Annotated in this window: 19 protein-coding genes and 1 pseudogene; 13 read left to right on the top strand and 7 right to left on the bottom strand. The window is 71.6% G+C overall.

Translation table 11 applies throughout. From position 1 onward, the window contains the following. Window positions 1-76: 76 nt before the first annotated feature. Window positions 77-460 carry a VOC family protein gene (locus tag BJ965_RS01075; RefSeq protein ID WP_184906901.1) on the bottom strand — a complete coding sequence of 128 codons (384 nt, stop codon included), beginning with the start codon at window positions 458-460 and terminating at the stop codon, window positions 77-79. A 110-nt stretch (window positions 461-570) separates the two neighbouring features. Between BJ965_RS01075 and BJ965_RS01070 the strand changes: the two genes are divergently transcribed. Next, window positions 571-1,332: a ZIP family metal transporter gene (locus BJ965_RS01070; RefSeq protein WP_184906900.1), complete on the top strand. Its 762-nt coding sequence runs from the start codon at window positions 571-573 to the stop codon at window positions 1,330-1,332. Window positions 1,333-1,399: 67 nt separating this feature from the next. Here BJ965_RS01070 and BJ965_RS01065 read toward each other — a convergent pair whose 3' ends face one another. After that, entirely contained in the window at window positions 1,400-2,311 is a 912-nt protein-coding gene (locus BJ965_RS01065; RefSeq protein WP_184906899.1) for an NAD(P)-dependent oxidoreductase, read from the bottom strand. Window positions 2,312-2,458: 147 nt separating this feature from the next. On the opposite strand from BJ965_RS01065, the gene BJ965_RS01060 reads away from it, so the two are divergent. After that, window positions 2,459-3,100 (top strand): TetR/AcrR family transcriptional regulator, encoded by a 642-nt coding sequence (locus tag BJ965_RS01060; protein ID WP_184906898.1) that lies wholly within the window; start codon window positions 2,459-2,461, stop codon window positions 3,098-3,100. Here BJ965_RS01060 and BJ965_RS01055 read toward each other — a convergent pair. Continuing rightward, the gene (locus BJ965_RS01055) at window positions 3,081-3,614 is read right to left on the bottom strand and encodes a GNAT family N-acetyltransferase (RefSeq protein WP_184906897.1); all 534 of its coding nucleotides are present in this window, start codon (window positions 3,612-3,614) and stop codon (window positions 3,081-3,083) included. The genes BJ965_RS01060 and BJ965_RS01055 overlap by 20 nt on opposite strands. A gap of 607 nt (window positions 3,615-4,221) precedes the next feature. Here BJ965_RS01055 and BJ965_RS40050 point away from each other — a divergent pair. The 4 genes and pseudogenes from BJ965_RS40050 to BJ965_RS01035 all read left to right on the top strand — a co-directional run bounded on the left by BJ965_RS40050 (window position 4,222) and on the right by BJ965_RS01035 (window position 10,145). Further along, a complete protein-coding gene (locus BJ965_RS40050) occupies window positions 4,222-4,359 on the top strand; it encodes a hypothetical protein (protein WP_313666677.1) in 138 nt (45 codons plus the stop codon). Between the two features lie 257 nt (window positions 4,360-4,616). Next, window positions 4,617-5,470, top strand: a pseudogene (locus BJ965_RS01045) (hypothetical protein). Window positions 5,471-5,738: 268 nt separating this feature from the next. Continuing rightward, window positions 5,739-7,814 carry a SpoIIE family protein phosphatase gene (locus BJ965_RS01040; protein WP_184906896.1) on the top strand — a complete coding sequence of 692 codons (2,076 nt, stop codon included), beginning with the start codon at window positions 5,739-5,741 and terminating at the stop codon, window positions 7,812-7,814. Between the two features lie 171 nt (window positions 7,815-7,985). Further along, a complete protein-coding gene (locus tag BJ965_RS01035; protein ID WP_184906895.1) occupies window positions 7,986-10,145 on the top strand; it encodes an ATP-binding SpoIIE family protein phosphatase in 2,160 nt (719 codons plus the stop codon). Window positions 10,146-10,248: 103 nt separating this feature from the next. Here BJ965_RS01035 and BJ965_RS01030 read toward each other — a convergent pair whose 3' ends face one another. After that, the gene (locus BJ965_RS01030; protein WP_184906894.1) at window positions 10,249-11,436 is read right to left on the bottom strand and encodes a type III polyketide synthase; all 1,188 of its coding nucleotides are present in this window, start codon (window positions 11,434-11,436) and stop codon (window positions 10,249-10,251) included. Between the two features lie 628 nt (window positions 11,437-12,064). Between BJ965_RS01030 and BJ965_RS38940 the strand changes: the two genes are divergently transcribed. The 4 genes from BJ965_RS38940 to BJ965_RS01005 all read left to right on the top strand — a co-directional run bounded on the left by BJ965_RS38940 (window position 12,065) and on the right by BJ965_RS01005 (window position 16,686). Beyond that, window positions 12,065-13,612 (top strand): BTAD domain-containing putative transcriptional regulator, encoded by a 1,548-nt coding sequence (locus BJ965_RS38940; RefSeq protein ID WP_313666676.1) that lies wholly within the window; start codon window positions 12,065-12,067, stop codon window positions 13,610-13,612. Window positions 13,613-13,656: 44 nt separating this feature from the next. After that, window positions 13,657-14,031, top strand: coding sequence for a hypothetical protein (locus BJ965_RS01015; RefSeq protein WP_184906892.1), 375 nt, complete (start codon window positions 13,657-13,659; stop codon window positions 14,029-14,031). A 130-nt stretch (window positions 14,032-14,161) separates the two neighbouring features. Next, on the top strand, window positions 14,162-16,186 hold the full coding sequence (locus tag BJ965_RS01010; protein WP_184906891.1) for a glycosyltransferase family 2 protein: 2,025 nt from the start codon (window positions 14,162-14,164) through the stop codon (window positions 16,184-16,186). Further along, the gene (locus BJ965_RS01005) at window positions 16,171-16,686 is read left to right on the top strand and encodes a hypothetical protein (RefSeq protein ID WP_184906890.1); all 516 of its coding nucleotides are present in this window, start codon (window positions 16,171-16,173) and stop codon (window positions 16,684-16,686) included. The genes BJ965_RS01010 and BJ965_RS01005 overlap by 16 nt, the downstream gene beginning before the upstream one ends. A gap of 9 nt (window positions 16,687-16,695) precedes the next feature. On the opposite strand, the gene BJ965_RS01000 is transcribed toward BJ965_RS01005, so the two are convergent. Both BJ965_RS01000 and BJ965_RS00995 read right to left on the bottom strand, forming a co-directional pair. After that, on the bottom strand, window positions 16,696-17,151 hold the full coding sequence (locus tag BJ965_RS01000; protein WP_184906889.1) for an SRPBCC family protein: 456 nt from the start codon (window positions 17,149-17,151) through the stop codon (window positions 16,696-16,698). An 87-nt stretch (window positions 17,152-17,238) separates the two neighbouring features. Beyond that, window positions 17,239-18,123, bottom strand: a complete 885-nt coding sequence (locus BJ965_RS00995) for an NAD-dependent protein deacetylase (RefSeq protein ID WP_184906888.1) — start codon at window positions 18,121-18,123, stop codon at window positions 17,239-17,241. Between the two features lie 250 nt (window positions 18,124-18,373). On the opposite strand from BJ965_RS00995, the gene BJ965_RS00990 reads away from it, so the two are divergent. The 3 genes from BJ965_RS00990 to BJ965_RS00980 all read left to right on the top strand — a co-directional run bounded on the left by BJ965_RS00990 (window position 18,374) and on the right by BJ965_RS00980 (window position 20,315). Next, entirely contained in the window at window positions 18,374-19,045 is a 672-nt protein-coding gene (locus BJ965_RS00990; protein WP_184906887.1) for a DUF4097 family beta strand repeat-containing protein, read from the top strand. Between the two features lie 55 nt (window positions 19,046-19,100). Next, a complete protein-coding gene (locus BJ965_RS00985) occupies window positions 19,101-19,952 on the top strand; it encodes an alpha/beta fold hydrolase (protein WP_184906886.1) in 852 nt (283 codons plus the stop codon). An 84-nt stretch (window positions 19,953-20,036) separates the two neighbouring features. Further along, window positions 20,037-20,315, top strand: a complete 279-nt coding sequence (locus BJ965_RS00980; RefSeq protein WP_142166232.1) for a GlsB/YeaQ/YmgE family stress response membrane protein — start codon at window positions 20,037-20,039, stop codon at window positions 20,313-20,315. 90 nt (window positions 20,316-20,405) lie between these two features. Here the strand turns inward: BJ965_RS00980 and BJ965_RS00975 are convergent, their stop codons facing one another. Then, window positions 20,406-20,990, bottom strand: coding sequence for a hypothetical protein (locus BJ965_RS00975; protein ID WP_246545807.1), 585 nt, complete (start codon window positions 20,988-20,990; stop codon window positions 20,406-20,408). Window positions 20,991-20,996 lie beyond the last annotated feature (6 nt).

The raw sequence follows: 20,996 nt of genomic DNA, 5'->3' as shown, positions 1-20,996 counted from the left end.
CTATTGCGGCCCACCCACCCTGAACAGACGTCACACGGCCAATCACGGTGCTGCTCCCGTACGCAGTGTCCGAGGCTCAGGAAGACGTCGCAGCCCGATCGGACTCGCTCCGCAGGACACAGAATTCATTGCCCTCGGGGTCGGCGAGGACGGCCCAGCCCGACCCGTCGGGCTTCCTCCGATCCGTGACCAGGGTGGCTCCGAGCTTCAGCAGCCGCTCGACCTCTTCCTCGCGCGAGGTCGTCGGACGCAGGCACAGATGGATCCGGTTCTTGATCGTCTTCGGCTCCGGCACCTGGTTGAAGTACAGCAGCGGGCCCTCCGGAAGCATGACCTGAACCTCCCGGTCACCCGGTTCGTCCTGCGGATGCAGCGGACAACCGGTCACCTCACTCCAGAACCGGGCCAATTCATAGGCGTTCATACAGTCGATCGCCACGTTCTGCACCACCGAGACCATGCGGGCCAGCCTGCCCGAGGACGGCTCGGTCCGCCACCGACGCCGACCACTGATCCCGGCCTCCGGCCACCTCAGGTGCCGATCACGCTCGCGCGGGTACACGGCGCTGCATGTCCGAGGTGATGCAAGCGGGTGGCTGGGGGTTGCTGGCAGGCAGCGCTCTCCTGCTGGGAGCGGTGTTCGGCTACGGGATGCGCGTGTCGCAGAAGGTCATCGCGCTGGTGATGGCCTTCGGTGCCGGCGTGCTCCTCTCGGCCGTCTCCTTCGAACTGGTCGGCGAGGCCTACGAGAAGGGTGGACTGGGCCCGGCTGCGATCGGGACGCTGGCCGGCGCGGTCGCCTACACCGCAGGGAACCTGTGGCTGGCGCGCCGAGGCGCTCGCCATCGCAAGCGCTCGGGCCATCACACGGAACAGACGCAGCCGTCAGAGGATGAACAGGGCGGCTCGGGCACGGCGCTGGCACTCGGCGCGCTCCTGGACGGAGTGCCCGAGTCGGCGGTGATCGGAGTCAGCCTGCTCGACGGCGGGGCGGTCAGCCTCGTGACGGTCGCGGCGGTGTTCATCAGCAACATCCCGGAGGGCCTGTCCAGTTCGGCAGGAATGAAGAAGGCCGGGCGCGGCAAGGCCTACGTCTTCGGGGTGTGGGGCGTCATCGCGGCCGCGAGCACTCTCTCCGCGATCCTCGGCTACGCCGTCCTCGGCGGCTTTTCGCCCACCGTGATCGCGGGGGTGACGGCGGTGGCCGCCGGAGCGATCCTGGCCATGATCGCCGACACGATGATCCCCGAGGCGTTCCAGGAAGCCCATCTGGCCATCGGGCTGGTCACGGTCTGTGGCTTCCTGGTCTCCTTCGCGCTGTCCCACGCCTGACCCTCGCGCTGCCCGGTCCTCGACGCCCTTCGCCGCACCCTTGTGCCACGGCAGCATGCGACAGCGCCTAGGCGGAGGCGTCGGTGTTTCGGTCCTCCGATACAGGAGCGCCTGCGGTCCGGGCCTCCAGGGCGTGCAGGACGGCCACCATGTCCTCGCCGCCGTGGCCCCGCCGGACGGTCTCGTCGTAGAGGGCGTGGCACACGTCGAGCAGCGGGGACGCCAGGTCGGCCTTGCGGGCGGCCTCGGCGATCAGGCGGTTGTTCTTCAGGACGTCCGCGGCGGCCGCCTGGACCGAGAAGTCGCGCTCCAGCAGCTTGGGCGCCTTGACCCGGGAGACGGCGCTGGCCATGGGGCCGGCGTCCAGGACGTCCCGGAAGAGACGCTGATCGAGTCCGTGCCGCTCGGCAAAATGGAACGCCTCGGCGAGCCCCGTGACCACCGCGATCAGGAACAGGTTCACGGAGAACTTCAGCAGCAGGGCGCCCGGGACGGCCCCGCACCCGAACGTCTCCCGGCACAGGGGAGCGAGCAGGGGCCGGACGGTCGCCAGGGCGTCGTCGTCACCCGCCAGCATTCCGACCAGTTCGCCCCGCTCGGCGGGGACGCGGCTGCCGGAGACCGGGGCCTCGACGTAACGCCCGCCCGCCGCCCGGATGTCCTCCTGGAGGCCGCAGGAGTACTCGGCCGAGGTCGTGCCCATGTGGACGACGGTGCGGCCGGCCACGAGCCGGGCGAAGTCCGGGGTGTCGCGCCCCAGGACCGCGTCCACGGCCGACTCGTCGGCCAGCATGAGGAACACGGTGGCGGCCCGGTGGAACACCTCGGCGGCACTGGCCACCACCTCGGCGCCCGCGGCGCGCAGCGGTTCGCACCGCTCCAGGGTGCGGTTCCAGACCACGAGCCGGGTCCCGGCACGAGCGAGGTTCAGTGCCATGGGCTGCCCCATGACCCCGAGACCGATGAAACCGACGTTCATGACGCACCGCCTCCCGCGGCTCGCGCGGAAGCCGAGCCGTCACCGCCGCCCTCGACTATGACAGCGGTCATAGTAGCCCCGGTTATGACGACGGTCATAGGGTGAGACTCGAGACGGACGTACGACGGAGCTGAGGGAGACCGGGCGATGGCGAAGGCTGAACGGGGACCTCGCGAGCGGATGGTCTTCAGCGCGGCCCAGCTCATCCGCCGCGACGGAGTCGCCGCCACCGGCATGCGCGAGGTCGCCGCCGACGCCGGGGCCCCTCGCGGCTCGCTCCAGCACTACTTTCCCGGCGGCAAGACGCAGTTGGTCGACGAGGCGGTGGGCTGGGCGGGCGGATACGCGGCGGACCGCGTCGCCCGTTTCCTTGCCTCGCTGCCCGAGCCGACGCCGAGCGGGCTCTTCGCCGCCATGGCGCGTCAGTGGACCGACGAGTACGAGACCGCCGGCTTCGCGGGCGGCTGCCCGGTCGCGGCGGCCACGGTGGACTGCGCGGAGTCGGTCCCCTCCACGCGGAAGGCCGCATCCGCCGCCTTCGCCACCTGGACCGGTGCCGTCGCCCGAGCCCTGGCCGGGATGGGTGTGCCCGAGGAACGGACCGGCGCACTCGCCACGCTCATGATCAGCAGCCTGGAGGGGGCGATCCTCCTCGCCCGTGCCGAGCAGGACGTCCGGGCCCTGACGACCGTGGCCCGGGAACTGGGTCCCGTCCTCGACGCGGCGGTGCGCAAGCCGGACGGCGAACCGGCCGGCCGCGCCACCGGCGCTATTCCTGGTACTGCGTGAGGTCGATGCCGTACACCGCGAGGTCGTGCCCGAGAGCCGGGTCCTGCGCGGTGCCTTCCGCCTGCATGCCGAGTTTGTCGAGCACGTTCGCCGAGGCCGTGTCGGTGATGCGGCGCACGGCCACCACCCGGTCGAGACCGCGGTCCTGCACGGCGAATTCCAGGGTGGCGTGGGCCGCTTCGGACGCGTACCCCTGACCCCAGAACACCCGTCCGAGCCGCCAGCTGATCGCCACCTGGCCGGCGATCTCCGCCGGAGCGTCGGCCACGGACAGACCGACGGCGCCCGCCAGCTCACCCGAGCCCAGGAGTTCGACGGCGAACATCCCGAACCCTTCCTCGTCCCACTCCTCCTCCCACGCCTCGATGTCCTGCGCGGTCCGGTCCCCGGAGCGCGTCGCGCCGTCGCCGATCCGGCGCATCACCGCCGGGTCGGCATGGATCTCGGACAGGGGGACGAGGTCGTCCTCCAGCCATCGGCGCAGGAGGAGACGGGGCGTGCGGATCTCGGTCATGGTCCCATCCTGCCGATGCGGCGGTGAGAGTGCGAACCGCGGACGAGGTCGTGGCCGCCGGGCCGGGCCGGTCCGCCCCTCGGGCGGGGCGGGGGCCGTGGCGCCCGTGTCTACGCTGCGCCTGTCAGCCCGCCGCTCGCGGCGGTCCCGGCCGGTGACAGGCCGCGGTCGGCTCCCCGGGCCATCCTCCGGCCCTGGACCCGGTGTTCTTCTCGAACGGGTCGTTCGGGTGGGAGCCCCATTCACCCCCGCCGCCGCCGGACCGGCACGGCCCCGTCGCCTTCGCGGCCTCCGGCCCCACCCCGTTCTCCTTCCCGTTCGAGATGGTGCTCGTCCCGTGCCCGCTGGATCGAACGGGCCACCGCAGCGTTGCCCGCCGCCCGTTGCAGCGCGAGAGCGGGGGAGGGGCCGTGGCGGCGACCGGCCGCGGCGCAGGCCGTTCGCCGGTGCGGTCGGCGGCGTTGGCGCGGCGCCTGGGCACGGATGCGCGTTTCCCCTTCGTTCGGCGAGGGCCCTCCCCCTCGCAGGGGCCGCCGGCTCGGGTTCCACCACCGACCTGGCCTCGGGCACCGCACCGACGCCGGTCCTGCACGGTACGGAGGACCCGATGTTCCCGCCCGCACACGCCGAGGCGACCGCCGCCGTCCCGGGCGCCCGCCTCGTGATGATCGAGGGCATGGGCCACACGCTGCCCAGGGCACCGGACGAACGCCTGGCCGCCGAGATCCTGCATCACACGTCATGAGCCCGGGTCCCGTGACAGTCGGGAGGTGCCACCTTCCGTGCCGGTCCACCGGCGCCTAGAGTTCGGGCACAGCGAGTCACCCACGAGGAGCGATCACATGGTCGGTGTCCCGAGCGCGCGTTGACGTTGTCGGCCGTGACCGGCCTGTCATCGCGTGCTGCCCTTGATGTAGCGGCACAGCGAGCCCTCTTCTGCCCGGACCGCCGACGCACCTCCCGTGCGTGCGGTGGCGGGCCTCGTTGCCGGCGAGACAAGGGATGCCCGTGCCGGCCGCTTCCTCCGCCGAACCGCATTCCCGTCGGCCCGCTCCGCCCGGCCTGCGGCGGGACGCCGACTTCCGCAGACTCTGGGTGGGGCAGACGGCCTCCCAACTCGGGGAACACACAAGCCTGGTGATCCTGCCGCTCCTGGCCGTCCTGACACTCGACGCCGGTGCCGGCCAGCTGGGCGTCCTCCGTGCCGTGGGGCAGGCACCCATCCTGTTGCTGTCGCTCTTCGCCGGCGCGTGGGTGGACAGGTGGCGCACCCGCACGACGATGGTGCTCACGGACGGCGGCCGCGCCCTGGCCCTGGGCGCTGTGGCCGCGGCCGGCCTCTCCGGCCTGCTGGGCATGCCCGGCCTGCTCGCGCTCGCCTTCGCCGTCGGCTCCCTGTCCGTGTTCTTCGACGTGGCGTACCAGGCGTCGCTCGTACGACTGGTGGCGCGCGACCAACTCGTGCGAGGCAACAGCGCGCTGGAAGGCAGCCGTAACGGTTCCCGCCCTCCTCGCGGTCGGGTTCATGTTCGGGCTCGGTGGCCAGTTGGTGAACGTCACGATCATGGCCGTACGGCAGGCCGTCACTCCGGACGGGCTGCAAGGACGCGCGGCGGCGACGATCACGTTCGCCGGCATGGGCCTGACCCCACTCGGCTCCCTGGCCGGTGGTTTCCTCGCGGAGGAGTGGGGACTGCGCACCGGCCTGCTGGTGACGGCCGCAGGCATGCTGCTGTCCCCCCGTGGTGATGGCCCTCTCCTCGCTCGCCCGCCTGGGGCGGGAGCTTCCGGCACCGCACGGCACGCCGCCGACGGCCGGTCGCACAGGGTCCCCGGACCTCAGCAGGGAGAACTGATTTTTCCGGGATGAATCGGGACGTATGGAAAGCTGGAAGGGTGAGGACCGACCCAGCACCCAGCGGGTACGGCGCGGGCCCCATGCCGGTGGCCCGGGGTCGTGAGGTTCGGCCGACGGCGCGACGTTCTCCCGGCGCGTCCCCTGGCCGAACGCGTGCCGCGTGCCGCATCGTGAACGGATTGCCGGCCTGCGAGGAGACCGCCGTATGCGGCTGCCGGGGCAGGCGGGTGCGCCGGTGAGGTCGACAGGCCTGAGGGGCGAATGTGATGAGCCGAGCGAATCAGCCTTCGGAGGGTGATCCGGTGGAGGCGGCATCCGGCCCTAGCGGGCTGATGGACCTCCTGGGCGTTGCCGCGGTGCTGGTGGAGGCCGACGGCCGGATCGACATGTGGAGCCCCCAGGCCGAGGAACTGTTCGGCTACACCTTCGACGAAGCGGTCGGGCAGCAAGCGGCCGCCCTGCTGCTCCATCCCGAGCACCGGGAGGCGGGGCTCGCGCTGTTCGCCGAGGTGATGGAGACCGGCCGAGGCTGGGCGGGGCCCTTCCCCGTGCGGCGCAAGGACGGCAGCACCCGGACGATCGAGTTCCGCAACATGCGGCTGACGGACAACCTCGGTGACCACTACGCGCTCGGGCTCGCCACCGACCGGGCCACCGTGCGGCAGGTGGAGCGCAAGGTGGCCCTGTCCAGCCAGCTGGTCACCCAGGCACCGATCGGCCTGTCCGTCCTGGACACCGAGTTGCGGTACGTGGCCGTCAACGGGGCCCTGGCCGCGATGCACGGCGTCCCGGAGGCCGACCACCTGGGCCGCCCCTTCCGGGAGATCCTGCCCGGCGCGCCCTTCACGACCGCGGAGAACCAGATGCGGGAGGTTCTGGAGACCGGCCTGCCCCTGGTCGACGAGCAGGTGGTGGGCCGTACCCGCGCCGACCCGGACCACGACCACGCCTGGGCCGTGTCGCTCTACCGGCTCGAAGACCAGACCGGGCAGGTGCTGGGCATCGCCAACGTCGTCGTGGACGTCACCGACCGGTACGAGGCGGCCAGGCAGGCCGACCGGGCCCAGCAGCGCCTGCGCCTCATGGCCGACGGCTCGGCCCGCATCGGCACCACCCTGGAAGTGGTGCGGACCGCCCAGGAGCTGGCGGACGTCCTGGTGCCCGACCTGGCCGACATGATCGCGGTGGACATCCTGGACTCCGTCCTGCGGACGGGCCGCCCGGACCGCGGCGAGGGACCGGCACTGTTCCGGGCCCTGGCGGTGAAGACCGCCTACCCCACCGGTGCCTCCGAGGCGATCATCGCGCCCGGCCACCTCACGGCCTATCACGCCGACCATCCGGCGGCCCACTGCCTCCGCACCCGCAAGCCCCTGCTGATCACCCACCTGGAGATCGGCGAGCTCAGCCGTATCGCGGCCGACGACGACGCCGCAGGCCTGCTCGCAGAAGCCGGGGTCCACACCGACATGGCCGTCCCCCTCATCGCCCGCGGAGAGATCATCGGCGTGCTGGGCCTGGCCCGCGCCCGCAACCCGCAGCCCTTCGACGAGGACGACCTCACCCTCGCCTGCGAGCTGGCCTCGTCCGCCGCGCTGAGCATCGACAACGCCGTCCTGCACCAGCACATCCGCAGCGCCGCGGAAACCCTTCAGCGCAGCCTGCTGCCCCGGCCCTCGCCCCGCCGCCCCGGCCTGGAGATCGCCACCCGGTACCGGCCCGCGCAGGCCTTCAACGAGGTCGGCGGCGACTGGTACGACATCATCCCCCTCAGCGGTGACCGCACCGCCCTTGCGGTCGGCGACGTGATGGGCAGCGGCATCCCCGCCGCCACCGCCATGGGCCGGCTGCGCACCGCCACCTCCACCCTCGCCGACCTCGACCTCGCACCGAGCCGGATCCTCACCCACCTCGACAGGATCACCCAGGGTCTGGATCCCTACATCGCCACGTGCGTGTACGCGGTCTACGACCCCCACGACCGCCGCTTGGACGTGGCCTGCGCCGGCCACCTGCCCCCGGTCCTGGTGCGGGCGGGCAAACCACCCGAACTGCTCGACCTGCCCACCGGCACCCCACTGGGCGTGGGCAGCGGACCCTTCGAAACCTCCGCCGTGGAGATGAACCCCGGCGATCAACTGATCCTCTACACCGACGGCCTGGTGGAGACCCGCGACGACCCCATCGACAAGCGCCTGGACCATCTCCTGCGCCTGCTGGACCCACCGCACCCGTCGGCGGAGAAGACCTGCGACCGGCTGCTCCAGCAACTCCGTCATCCCGCCGACCATGACGATGTCGCGCTGCTCATCGCGCACGCGCGGCCGCTGACCGCGCTCTGAGCGGTCCCGGCACCGGCATGTGCACCGTCCGCGTTCACCGAGCAATCGCTGGTGTGTGCGAAGCGGCCCCCGGTGTTATTCAATGAGGTGTGCGGTCAGGGACTCGGGGCCTCACCGCACGGGTCCGAAAACAACCCCGGCACCCGCGCCGGGGATTGCTGAGAGAGCCGCATGGACTCCACACCCTCGCCCTCGTCCTCCTCGGCGTTCGACCTGGTCAGCCGCGCTCTGGGGCGCTACATCCCGCGTGGCGGAGCAGCGGCGCCCGTCGGCACTGCCCAAGCGCAGGGCGACAGCACCCGCCTGCGGCCCCCGGAGAACCCGGCAGCCGGCCGTCAGGAGCAGATCCTCGGCGCGCTCAACCTGGACACGGACCTGATCATCACCCGGTGCAACCTGGATGCCCCTGTGTTCGCGGGCATGGACGCCGGAGCCGGGAAGCCGTTCGTCGATCTCCTTCCCCCCGGTGACGTGCCGACGGTCACACGACGCCTGCGGCAGGTCATCGAGAGCGGTGAGGCGCACGTGGCCCGGATCCAGCGGCTGCGGCGGGCCGACGGGTCGGAGCTGGTGGTCTCCATGAGCATCCTGCCCGCCGCGGCACCCGTGGACGGCCTGACCGTCTCGGTGATCGCCATGGCCAGGAGGCTGCACCTCTACGCCGCGGAGACCGCGATCGGCACCTCGCTGGACATCGGCGAGACGGCGCAGTCACTGGCGGAGTCCCTGCTGGCCTGGGGAGACGTGGCCGCCGTCGACCTCGACTTCGCCGTGTGGACGGGTGAGGGGGTCACCGGAAAGGCACAGGGGCGCATCCATCTGCGGCGGGCGGCCCTGGTGCCGGACCGGGTGTGGCCCGAGGGTTACATGACTCCGGGCGACGATCTTCCCGGTGACGCGAGTCGCCTGCTGGCACAGGCGGTGCTGCGCGACGATGCCCCGCAGACCATCGTCATACCCGACCGGGAGGCACTCGAGCGGGTCTTCGGCAGCCCACGCGTGGTGCGCGCCCTGGTGCCCGGCGACCGGTCGGCAGGACTGGCATGCATCCCCCTGGTCCTGGAGGGCGCACCGCCCGTCGTCCTGGGCGTGGCGGAGGTCTGGCGACGGGCGGACTGCCCCTTCCGCGACGGCGAGCTGTTCGACCTGCAGGAACTGGTCGCCAGGACCGCCCACCACGTCGACCTGGCCCGCCAGCACCAGCGTGAGCACACCCAGGTGCTGGCGTTGCAGCGCCGGCTCCTGCCCCGGGCCGGCGGCGACACCATCGAGATCGCCAGCGTCTACCAGCCGGCCACCCCCGACAGCGCGGGCGTCGGCGGCGACTGGGTGAACAGCTTCCCGCTGCCCGACGGCCGTACCGCACTGGTGGTCGGCGACGTGGTCGGGCACGGCCTGGGAGCCGCGGCCACCATGGGCCAGCTGAGTATGGAGGCCCGAGCGCTGCTGTCCGCGGGACTCGCGCCCGACCAGGTGCTGGAGCATCTGGACGAGACCGTGACACTGCTGGACGACGCGGATTCCGGGCTGGCGGCCGGGTACAGCGCCCTCGGATCGACGTGCTGCATCGCCCTCTACGACCCCGTCGGCCACCATGTGACGCTGTCCAGCGCCGGGCACCTTCCTCCGATCCTGGTCTCCGCGGAGGGTCGGGCGGCCCCGCTCTCGATCCGTCCTCACCCCGGCCTGGGAGCCGAGTTCGCGCTGCGGGAGCCGTTCGACGTGTACACCTTCGGCGTGCCCCCGGGATCCGTGCTGGCGCTCTACACCGACGGCCTGGTGGAGGACCGCGCCCTGTCGATCGACGAGGGCATCGACAGGCTGGCGGACGTCGTGTCCGCCGTGCACCCCTGGGACGCACTGCAGCAGTCCGCACGGCAGATCGTCTCCACGCTGGCGCCCGCGCCGCAGCGCGACGACGTGACGCTGCTGCTCGCGCGGATGATCGGCTACCGCAAGGAGGACACCGCGACCTGGCGGCTGCCCGCCCGCGGCGACGCCCCTGCCCGGGCCCGCGCGCAGGTCGCCGAGCTGCTGAGGCGGTGGGGCACCAGGGACGACACCCGGGACAACGCGCTGTTGCTGGTCAGCGAGCTGGTCACGAACGCGGTGCGGTTCGCCGAAGGGCCCATCACGGTGCGGCTGATCAGGGCCGGCCACGGCCTGCTGTGCGAGGTGGGCGACAGCGGCAACGGCAGACCGCGTCTGAGGCGGGGCGATCTGCTCGACAACGGCGGTCGTGGCCTGAGCATCGTGCACCGGCTCACCACCCGGTGGGGGGTGCGGTGGACGGACACCGGGAAGGTCGTCTGGGCGGAAGTCGCGAGATGACGCGGCCACGCGCCGGGGACGCGGCCGGTCCGGGGGAGCGCGGCGAGGATCTGGAGGGTCGGGGCGGCGTCGGCCGACGGTGCGGACAGCGCCCTCCGCCGTCCTACAGCCACTGCCCTTCCAGGGCGGTGGCGGTCAGTCCGGGTGCCGCCGCGTACAGCACGGCGCGGTTGCCGGGCTTCTGCTGCCCGGCGTCGTGCGCCCGCCGCAGGATGTCGAACACGGCGGCGCCTCCGCGGTTGCCGCTGGTGTAGCTGTCCCGGCTGTAGTCCAGCAGCCCCGAGGGCCATGCGTCGGGCATCGTCTGCTCCATGTACTCCAGCACGCGGGTCCCCCCTGGGTGCGCGAGCAGTACATCGGGGTGCCAGGAGTCGGGGTCGTCCTGGTACCGGGCGCGTAGCCACTCCCACATCGCGGTGACCGTCTCCTGTACGGCGCGCGGCCCACGCCGGTCCATCACGAAGTGGGTGCCGTCCGCCCGTGTTTCGAGGCGGTGCAGATCCTGGGTGCCGGGCAGGGTGTGATGCCAGGCCGCGTCCAGCCGCAGCACCGACTCGGGCCGCGGGCGGCCCGTGATCACCGCGGCGACGGCGGTGTCCGCGAACAGCAACCGGACGATCAGGGACTCGAGGGTGTCGTCCGCGGGCTGATAGGTCGTGCTCAGGGCCTCCGAGATGACCACCAGGACCACCCGGTCGGGGTCGGCGGCCACGAGATCCGCCGCCAGGGCCAGGGAGCGGGTCCCCGCTATGCAGGCCCACTGCGTGGCCGGCAGCAGCATCACGTCGTTGCGGAGCGAGAGCCGGTTGGCCAGGGACAGGTCGAGGCCCGGCAGTGCCGGGGTGGTGGAGTTGCTGGTGATCAGGCAGTCGATGTCCGCGGCGTCCAGACCGGCGATCTGGAGGGCCCCGCGCGCCGCGTGCTCGCCGTAGGACTGCACGGCCTCCCAGGCGGGCGCGGTGCGTTCCTGGACGGTCTGGGGCGCGGGCGCGGTCTCGAGGGCGGCGAGTACGCGGTCCACGTCCGGCTGGGTGAACCCGCCCCGGGTCAACGCCTCTTGGGCCCGTTCGACCCCGACCGCCGTCAGGCCGTTGCCCTTGCCGGGTGCGACGGCGGACTCAAGGGGCAGCATCCACCCGCGGGTGTCTATGCCGGTACTGGCCGCGATGGCGTCGATCCGTGGCGCCCACGGCGCATGCGGGTGCCGGTCGCTCACCTCCGCCACGATCTGGCTGGTCTTCACGGCATGCTCGCCGTGTATGACGGCGGGCGGGCAGAGGTATGCGGCCATGGTGGGGCACCTTCCGAGAGGGCGGGGGGAATGTCACGAGGGCTGTGTCATGGGTCACTTTGTACGTCGCGCCCAAGAGAATGCCGAGGGGCCCCACTTCGGGGCCGACGTCCGGTTCGAGCATGGACGCCAAATGGACATTTCCGCTGTGATGCAGACAACTTAGGCTGCTTTTCCTGGCTGTGACACGCCACACACCGCCACATCGGAAGGCATGCTGCCGCTTTCAGTCCGAGACCGGCTCCAGCTTGCAGCGAAAGTGGCGGAGAAGCGGCGGCTGTTCGACCAGGCGGTAACCGGGGATCCGCTCCTTGTTCTTCGCCGTGGCCGCGAGGACCTCGCCGGCGTGGTTCAGGTGGCCGAGGCCGTACGTTCTGCGGGGGAGCGCGAGCCGGACCAGTTCGTAGGGTGCTGCTGTGACAGGGGCGCCTGTAGGTGGGAAAGCCTTCCGTGGCGATGAGCAGCAGCTCGCACCGCTCGGCCAGGGGAACGGTCACGCAGGCCGAGGAAGCCGCCGATGTGGACGATGCCGTCCTTCTTCGCGCTCATCATGCAGCCGTCGGCCCTCCGGAACGCCTGCTCGGCGACCTGTCGAGGACTCATGTCCCGGTAGGCGGCCTCGTGCTGGGTGACCAGCCAGGTGTTCTCGGCGACCCTCGTACGCCAGGGCCGCACGGCTCTGGAGGAAGGCGCGGCGGCACGCGCGGCCCCGCTGCTGGGCGAGGCCCTGGGGCTGTGGCGCGGGGACCCGCTGTCGGACCTGCCCGCGCACCTCGTCCGGGGCGTGGTGGCCGCCCTGGACGAACAGAGCCTGGACGCACTGGAGTTGCGGATCGACGCGGACCTGGCCCTCGGCCGGGCCGCCGATGTCCTGCCGGAACTGCGGGGCCTCATCGCGGGGTACCCGCTGCGCGAACACTTCTGGGCGCAGCGGATGCCGGCGCTCTTCCACTGCAGACGGCAAGGCGAGGCGCTGGAAAGCCATCGCCAGGTCACCGCGCTGCTCGCCGACGAACGGGGCGTCGCGCCCGGGGCCGGGCTGAGGCAGGTCCGCCAACGGCTGCTGGCAGCAGCCCCGGACCTGATCGAGGTACGGGCGGCGAGGATGGTCCCACCGTCACGGGGCGGCGACCTGCCCGTGGAGATGACCACGTTCGTCGGCCGCGAGACACAGATGGCCGAGGTGCGGCGCCTGTTGGGGAGCGCCCGGCTCGTCACCCTCACCGGAGTGGGCGGTGTGGGCAGGACACGGCTCGCTCTGCGTGCCGCCGCCGAGGCCGCGCCCTCCTTCGCCGACGGGGTCCGGCTCGCCGACCTCGCCCCGCTGAGCGACGCGGACCTCCTCGACCGGGCCGTGTCGGAGGCGCTCGGCCTGCGCGACCAGTCCGCGCGCCCTGCCGCGGACGCGGTCGCCGACCATCTGCGCGACCGCCGCCTGCTGCTCGTCCTGGACAACTGCGAGCACTTGGTGGAGCACGTCGCCGGTCTCGTGCTGCGCCTGGCGCGTGCGGCACCGGGACTGCGCGTCCTGGCCACGAGCCGGCAGCGTCCGGGAACTCCCGGCGAGCACGTACTGACGGTGCCGTCGCTCACCCTGCCCGCCGTGGAGGGCACCACAGGCGGCGCCTCCGCCCGCCGGAATCCCGCGGTCGAGGCCTCAGATGACGTCGCGGCCACGACCGGAGTCTCGGCTGCCTCTGACGCCGACGACCCGTTGCTGTGCTCCGAAGCCGTGAGGCTCCTCCTGGACCGTGCCGCCGCCTCGGCCCCCCGCCTTCCGGCTCACCGCCCGCAACCGCCAGGCGGTGGCCCAACTGTGCGTGCGGCTGGACGGCATCCCCCTCGCCATCGAACTCGCCGCGGTACGCCTGAGCGCGATGACGGCCGAGGAGATCCTCGAGCGCCTCGACGACCGGTTCCGCCTGCTGTCCGTGCCGCGGCCGCGCACGTCCGCCCGCGGTCACCACACCCTTCGGGGCATCGTCGACTGGAGCTACGACCTGTGCACCGAAGGCGAACGGCTGCTCTGGAACCGGCTGTCCGTGTTCTCGGGCGGCTTCGACCTTCAAGCGGCGGAAGCGGTCTGCGCGGACGAGGGCGTGTCCCGGGAGGACGTGCTCGACCTGCTGGCGGGGCTGGTCGACAAGTCGATCGTGGCGGTCAACAGTTCCGGTGACCGTGCCAGGTACAGCCTGCTGGAGACCATTCGCCAGAAAGGCCGTGACTCCCCTGCAGCGGGCCCTGGCGCGGCAACAGGCGATCGGGGACAGCGGGGGACCGGTCTGGGGGCCTGGAGACACTGGCCTGGGCGGTGGCGGCCACCGGCGCATGCGGTGGGCGGCGTGGCTGCTGGGCGCCGCCCACCGCATGCGCCGGGACACCGGGGTGGCGCTGATCGGCCGGCGCCCGTTCCACGAGGCGCACCTCATCGCCGAGCGACGGGTGCGCGTGTCCCTGGGCACCGAGGAGTACGAGGCGGCCTGGCCCCGGGGTGCCTGCGCCGAGGACGCCCCGGGACCGGTACCGGAGGAAAGGACGTCACAGGTGCGGTCGACACGCACCCGGACGGGTGGTTCCCACACTCCGACAGCGTAGGAGAGCGCCTCCCGCGGGGTGGCCGGAGCGGGCTCGCCGGACACTCCATGGAGTCGCGTGTCGCCCGGCCCCGTCAGGAACCGGACTGCCTCCTTCAGGACCGCACCACCCCCACGGCCCGGAGCCGCTCATGTCCCGTACGACCCCTCCCCGTGTCAGCGTGATCATCCCCGCGTACAACGCGATGCCGGAACTGACGCGATGCGTCACCTCCGTCATGGAGCAGACGCTCGATCCGGACGAGATCGAGATCATCGCCGTCGACGACGGGTCGACCGACGGCACCGGACCCGAACTGGACCGCCTCGCGCAGAGCTGCTCCACCATGCGGGTCGTCCACCAGCCCAACAGCGGAGGGGCCGGAGGCCCGCGCAACACCGGCCTGGACAGGGCCGCAGGCGACTTTGTCTTCTTCCTCGACTCCGACGACTACCTCGGCCCGGACGCCCTGCGCCGCATGGTCGCCATGGCGGACGAGAACCGCACCGACGTGGTCCTCGGGAAGATGGTGTCGGTCGGCGGTCGTGCCGTACCGACCGCCGTCTTCTCCCACAACCAGCCCCGCACCGACGTCTTCTCCTCCGCCGCCTACCGCACCCTGGGCTGCTGGAAGCTGTTCCGACGCTCGCTGATCGAACGGCTGAACCTCAGGTTCCCGCCGTACCGCAATTGCGAGGACAAGCCGTTCACGGCTGCCGCCTTCCTCAACGCCGACGGCATCTCCGTGGTCGCCGACTACGACTGCTACTACTCGCGCAACCGCCGGAACGGCAACAACCTCACCCTCACCGCCGCCGACCTCGTCCACCGCATGGACGGCACCCGGCTGTGCTTCGAGACGGTCGCCCGCTACCTGGACCCCGGCCCGCGCCAGGACCGGATCATGCGCCGCCATGTGGAGTGGGAGCTGTGCGGGCCGCTGCGTGCCCTGCTGCCCCGGGAGAGCGAACAGCGGGCACGGGAGGTCTTCTACCCGCAGTTCCGGCACTGGGCGCAGACCTATGTGAGCGAGGGCGTCTTCCAGTCGATCGCCCCACAGGACCGGCTGATCGTCCACCTCCTGCGCGCCGACCGCTACGAGGACCTCATGACCGTGGCCCGGTGCGCGAAGGAGGACGCGGGGCGCGGCCACGTCGTGGACAAGGGCCGCGTCTACTGGTCCCACCCCTTCTTCCGTGACCCCGCGAAGGCGGTCCCGGACGCCTGCTTCGACGCCACGAGCCGCATCCCGGTCCACCACGAACTCACCGAAGCGGCCTGGACGGGCGACGGCGATGTGCTCCGACTCGTCGGCCACGCCCACATCGAGTCCCTCGGCCCCCTCCAGTCCGACACCCGGCTGGTCCTGCGTCCGAGCGGCTTCCGGCATCCGGACATCCCTGTGCCGACGACCGTCGGCACGGGCCCGCACGACGGCCAGGACGCCGCGACCGGCTTCACGGCCGACGTGGACCTGGACACCGTGGACTCGGGCGCCCCGCTCGGCAGCGGCCGGTGGGACCTCTACCTGGACGTCCGCGCCCAGGGAGTGAGCCGGACCGTGAGGCTCCGCCGAGTCCGGACGGACGCGAACGGCGAGCGGCACGCTCCACCGCAGCGGGAACTGGCCCCCGGCCACCGGCCCGGGCACGGCCCCACCACCGCACGCCCCTTCTTCACCCCCCACGGCGACTTCTCCCTGGACCTCCGGGAAGCCGAGGCCGATCCGATCTGCCGCGTGACCGGGATCGCCTGGGACACCTCCGCACCCGCCATCCTCGTCGTCAGCGGCCGCCCGACCGGCGATGCCGCTGTCCGCCCCGTCACCGCCCTGCGCGCCGAAGAGGACTCGGGTTCGGTGCGAGAGGTGCCCCTGCTGTACGCACGCGACGGCAGCTGCGCCTTCACCGCCGTCCTGCCCGTGGGGAAACTGCCGCCAGGACGCTGGACGCTGACCCTCCGCACGGACGACCCGGGGCGCCGCATCCCCGTTCCACCCGTGAGGGGACTGTCCGGCACCCGGTGGTTTCGCGCGTCCCGGCTCGGCCGCCCCTACTACGCCAAGCCGCTCCCGGGCGGTCCGAGAGGCGCCCTGGTGCTGCGCGTGGCGCCGGTCAGGCTGACGGCGGCGGCCCTCCGCCGCGTGAGGGGCATCAGCCGGTGGACGACCGGCTAGCGGATGTGCCGCCCGGCGCGGAGCCCGGTGTACTGGCGGACCGTCTGAAGGAGCGTATCTACGCGACGATCACGATGATCGCCGTGGTGGTCGGTCTCTCCTTCGGCGAGGTGGGCGCCCTCGGCGCCGTCGCCACGGTCCTGACGACCGCCCTGGGTCTCTGGCTCGCGGCGTTCGTCGCCGACCAGCAGGCGCACCGCACCGTCCACCGGAATCTCGCCACCGGCCGCGAGCTGCGCCGCATGCTGTACGTCAGCAGCCCACTGTTGTCCTGCGCCGCGGGCCCGTCCGTGCTGATCGCCCTGGCAGCGCTGGACGTCCTGACCCTGCACGCCGCGTTGCTGACGGCGGCGGGTGTGTGCGTGGTCTCCCTGTTCCTGTGGGGCTGTGTGGGCGGGCTGCGCATGGGAGGCGGCACCCTGGCCGCCCTGGTGGCGGGCCTCGCGGACGCCGCGATCGGTGTGGCGGTCGCTCTGGTGAAGGTGGCTGCCGGGCACTGACCGGCGGGATCAATCCCGTTGCGAGGCGAGCAGCTCCCCGAGTTTGCCCAGGCCCTGACTCCATCCTTCCTCGTGGAGGGCCCGTCGCCGCTCCGAGGCGAAGTCGCCCTGGTCGAGGATCAGTTCGGACCGGGCGGGGCCGATGTCGTGAAGGGACAGTGTCACCACCGTCTCCCGGTCCTCGGGGTCCGGATCCTCCCAGCGGAAGGTGTAGGCCAGGCGTTCCGGGGGCTCGACCCGGAGGAACTCGCCGACCAGGTGGAACGGATCGCCTTCCGGGGGCCGCATCGCGATGCGGTAGGCGCCGCCCGGGCGGAGGTCGCTCTCGGCACTCGGGATGGTGAACCCGTCCGGTCCCCACCAGCGGGCCAGTTCCCGGGGATCGGTCAGCGCCCGGAACACGGCCGGGCGCGATGCGTCCAGGACGCGCCGCATATGCACGCTCAGCTCGCTGCCGTGTGTCATCACGCCCGCCTCCCACTGAAGGCGCCGGGAAGGACCGTGATGCCCAGTCTATGGTCCCGAGCGGTGAAGAACCCCTGCTGGACGGGGCTACGACCAGTCGATGCCCAGCCGGTGCGCGACGGTGCCGAGGGCTGTGCCCAGCGGGAGGGAAACCCTGGTGAGAGCGTGCTGATCACCCCGGGTCCGATCCCGATTGACGATCAGGACCGGCTTGCCTTCCTTCGCGGCCTGACGGACGAAGCGAAGCCCGGACATCACCGTCAGCGAGGAGCCGAGGACCAGCACCGAGGTCGCCGCGCGCACCAGCTCACGGCAGTGCTCGACCCGCTGCGGCGGAACGGTCTCGCCGAAGAACACGACGTCCGGCTTGAGCGTGCCGCCGCAATCCGTACACGACACCACACGGAAGCCCTCGACCTGATCGTCCGTGAGGTCGGCGTCCCCGTCCGGATTGATTCCGGCGGCCACGGGTGCGAACGCCGGGTTGGCCTCCTCCAGCCGCAGGGCGAGTTCGCGGCGCGAGCTGAAAGCGCCGCAGGAGAGACAGAGGACCCGGGTCAGGGTTCCGTGGAGTTCCACGACGTCCTCGCTCCCGGCGGCCTGGTGCAGGCCGTCCACGTTCTGGGTGATGACACCCGAGAGCAGACCGTGCCGCCCGAAGGCGGCCACGGTCTGGTGGCCGGCGTTGGGGCGGGCCCGGCCGAAGGTGCGCCAGCCGAGGTGGCTGCGGGCCCAGTACCGTCGCCGGGCCTGGGCGTCGGCCGTGAAGTCCTGGTAGGTCATCGGCGTGTGCCGGCTCAGGCTCCCGCCCTCGCCCCGGTAGTCGGGAATGCCCGATTCCGTGGAGAGGCCCGCGCCGCTGAGCACCAGCACTCCACCGGTGCGCAGCGCATCGGCGACCGGCTCCAGATCCGTGGTACCCGGCATCAGGTCCCCGGCAGGGGTCCAGCTCAGGGTGGGACGCATGCGCATGCCGTCAGGGTACGGAACAGCGGTCCGTCGGCGGCTCCCGGTGCGGTCCGCAGAGCGTTCACCTGCATTTCATTGCAACGACATGGGGGGAGTTGTTGCGTTAGGCGGCAAGGTTATTGCAATGAAATATCGGCTCTGAGCTGTGACGACTGGCTTTGTGTGCAACGAAGTTGTTGCCAGCGTCGTGAATGCAACGTAGCTTTTCCATCGTTGGAAACAACGGAAGCGAAGCGGACCAAGGAGAGCAACGATGCAGAAGTTCGACAGCCCCGCCCCCGTCTCGGCCGTCCTGGACATCCCCGCCGGGCGCATCCGCCTCATCGCGGCCGACCGGACCGACATCACCGTCGAGGTGCTGCCCGCGGACCGCTCCAAGAGCCGTGACGTCAAGGCGGCGGAACAGATGGAGATCGCCCACGAGGGCGGTGTCCTGCGGATCGCGGCCCCCGCGGCGAAGAACCGCATCCTCGGCCACTCCGGATCGGTCGAGGTCACCGTCCAGCTGCCCGCAGGCTCCCGCGTCCAGGCCAAGGGCGCCGCCGCCGACCTGCGCGGTGTCGGACGGCTCGGCGACGTCGCCTTCGACGCGGTCCAGGGTGCGGTCAAGCTCGACGAGACCGGCAGCGCCCGCCTCACCCTGCTCGCCGGTGACATCTCCGTCGGCCGGCTGGGCGGCCCCGCCGAGATCAGCACCCAGAAGGGCGACCTGCACATCGCCGAGGCCGTGTCCGGCGCCGTCGCACTGCGCACCGAGCAGGGCGACATCACCGTCACCGCCACCCACGGTGTCTCCGCCGCCCTCGACGCCGGCACCGGCCACGGCCGGATCCACAACGCCCTCAAGAACACCGACGGCGCCGCCGTCGGCCTGACCATCCACGCCACCACCGCCCAGGGCGACATCACCGCCCGCAGCCTCTGACAGCCCACCGCCCGTCGAACGAGCCCGGCAACGCCTCGCACGAAAGGTTCAGGACATGACGAACAACAACACCTCCCCGCAGCATGAGCGTTGGACCGGCATGGTGCCGGTCGAGGACACGGCCCTGGCCGTCACCGACACGGGCGGCACCGGTACCCCCGTGGTCTACCTCAACGGTCAGTTCGCCACTCAGAGGTACTGGCGGCACACGCTCGCCGAACTGGGGCCGGGGTGGCGGCACATCACCTACGACGAGAGGGCCCGCGGCAAGTCGAAGCGCTCGGCGGACTATTCCTTCGAGGCGGCTGTCCGGGACGTCGACGCCGTTCTCGCGGCCCGAGGCGTGGACCGGGCGCTCCTGGTGGGCTGGTCCTACGGAGCGGTCGTCGCGGCGCACTGGGCCGGTCGGCATCCGGACCGCACCGTGGGCGCGATCCTCGTCGACGGCGCGTTCCCCTACGACTGGCTCGACGACGCCATGGAGCAGCGGATACGGAAGTTGTTCCGGCGGATGGGGTGGGTGCTGCCGCTGCTGCGCCCGACGGGCCTCGCCCCGCGGATGACCGCCGAGGAGCAGGCGAACAGCAACATCGAGCTCGGCAGGCTCTCCCGCGTGCACGAGCTGGGCCCCGTGCTGGACGGCATCACCGTCCCCGTGCGTTACGTCGTCGCTTCGGGAACGTCGTTCGGAAGCAGAGGTGATGAGCAGGAACGAATCCGCGCCGGCCTGGAGGCGGTGACCGCTCGCAACGCCAACATCGACAGCGTGAAGGTCGCCGCCAACCACGGTGCGATCTTGAGAAAGGACTCCCCGGCCATCGCGGCTGCCGTGCGCGAGGTCGCCGCCCTCGACGGTTCCCGGCGGACCACCCGTCAGCCGGCGTCGGAGGAGGGGCTGCAGAGCTGATATCGGACGGTGACGTTTGGCCGGGCCGGATCGGCGCACCCGATGACTTAACAGAATCCTTATACGACGAAGCGGAGACGCACCATGGGCATCATTGCTTGGATCATCATCGGGCTCCTCGCCGGCGCGATCGCCAAGGCACTGATGCCGGGCAAGGACCCGGGCGGCATCATCATCACGATGCTCATCGGCATCGTCGGGGGTCTGCTCGGCGGCTGGCTCGGCAAGGTCATCTTCGGTGTGGACTCCATCGACGGGTTCTTCGACCTGTCCACCTGGATCGCCGCGGTCGTCGGCTCTCTCATTCTGCTCGCCCTGTACCGCGTCGTCACCGGCAACCGCCGCTCGCACCGCCACGCCTGACCCGTCGCAGGCGGGCGCCCCCGAACACATCCGAACAGACCCTGAGGGCTCCCTTCCCGTACGTACGGGAAGGGAGCCCTCAGGGTCTGTTCAGTCGTTGGCCTCCCCGTACAACAGGCCTTCCTTCTGCGGGAGCAGGTATCCGATCCCGCGCTCCTGCGGCAACCTGCCCGCCAGAGTTGCCGCGTCGGTGCATCCGGAGACTTCCCAACCGATCACCCCGAGGCTGAAGGGTGCCCGCTCGAAGGTCGCGGTCCCCACGCCCGCGAGCCAGTCGTCCAGGACGGCGGATCTGTAGAACGGCCGGCCGTCCCAGTAGGGGATCCCTGCCTTGTCCAGTGCTCCGGCGGGGACATAGAAGTCCAGCCAGTCGCTGGTGTCGTCACCTCCGCGGATCGCCACGGCACCGCACACGGCCAGTTGGCCAGGCGGCAGGAGGACCTGACCGTGAAGATGCCCGTATGCGGTCAGAGAGGCGACCGTGCACGGCACGGGCTCCTGCTCCGCGGGTTCACGGTCCGTGAAGGCGAAAGATCCCCGCGCACCTGCCGCGGACCACACGGCGCTCAGGACCGCCTGGATCGCGGAGTCTTCCGTCGATCCGACCTCGATGGCCAGTTCGTAGAAGCCGCCCGACCAGTTGCTCTGATCGCGGAACGCGGCAGGATTCGACATGTCCCA

The sequence above is a fragment of the Streptomyces luteogriseus genome (genome assembly GCF_014205055.1).
GTDB lineage: Bacteria > Actinomycetota > Actinomycetes > Streptomycetales > Streptomycetaceae > Streptomyces > Streptomyces luteogriseus.
Note: the sequence above shows the minus strand (reverse complement) of the source record. Positions and strands in the feature narration are given on the sequence as shown.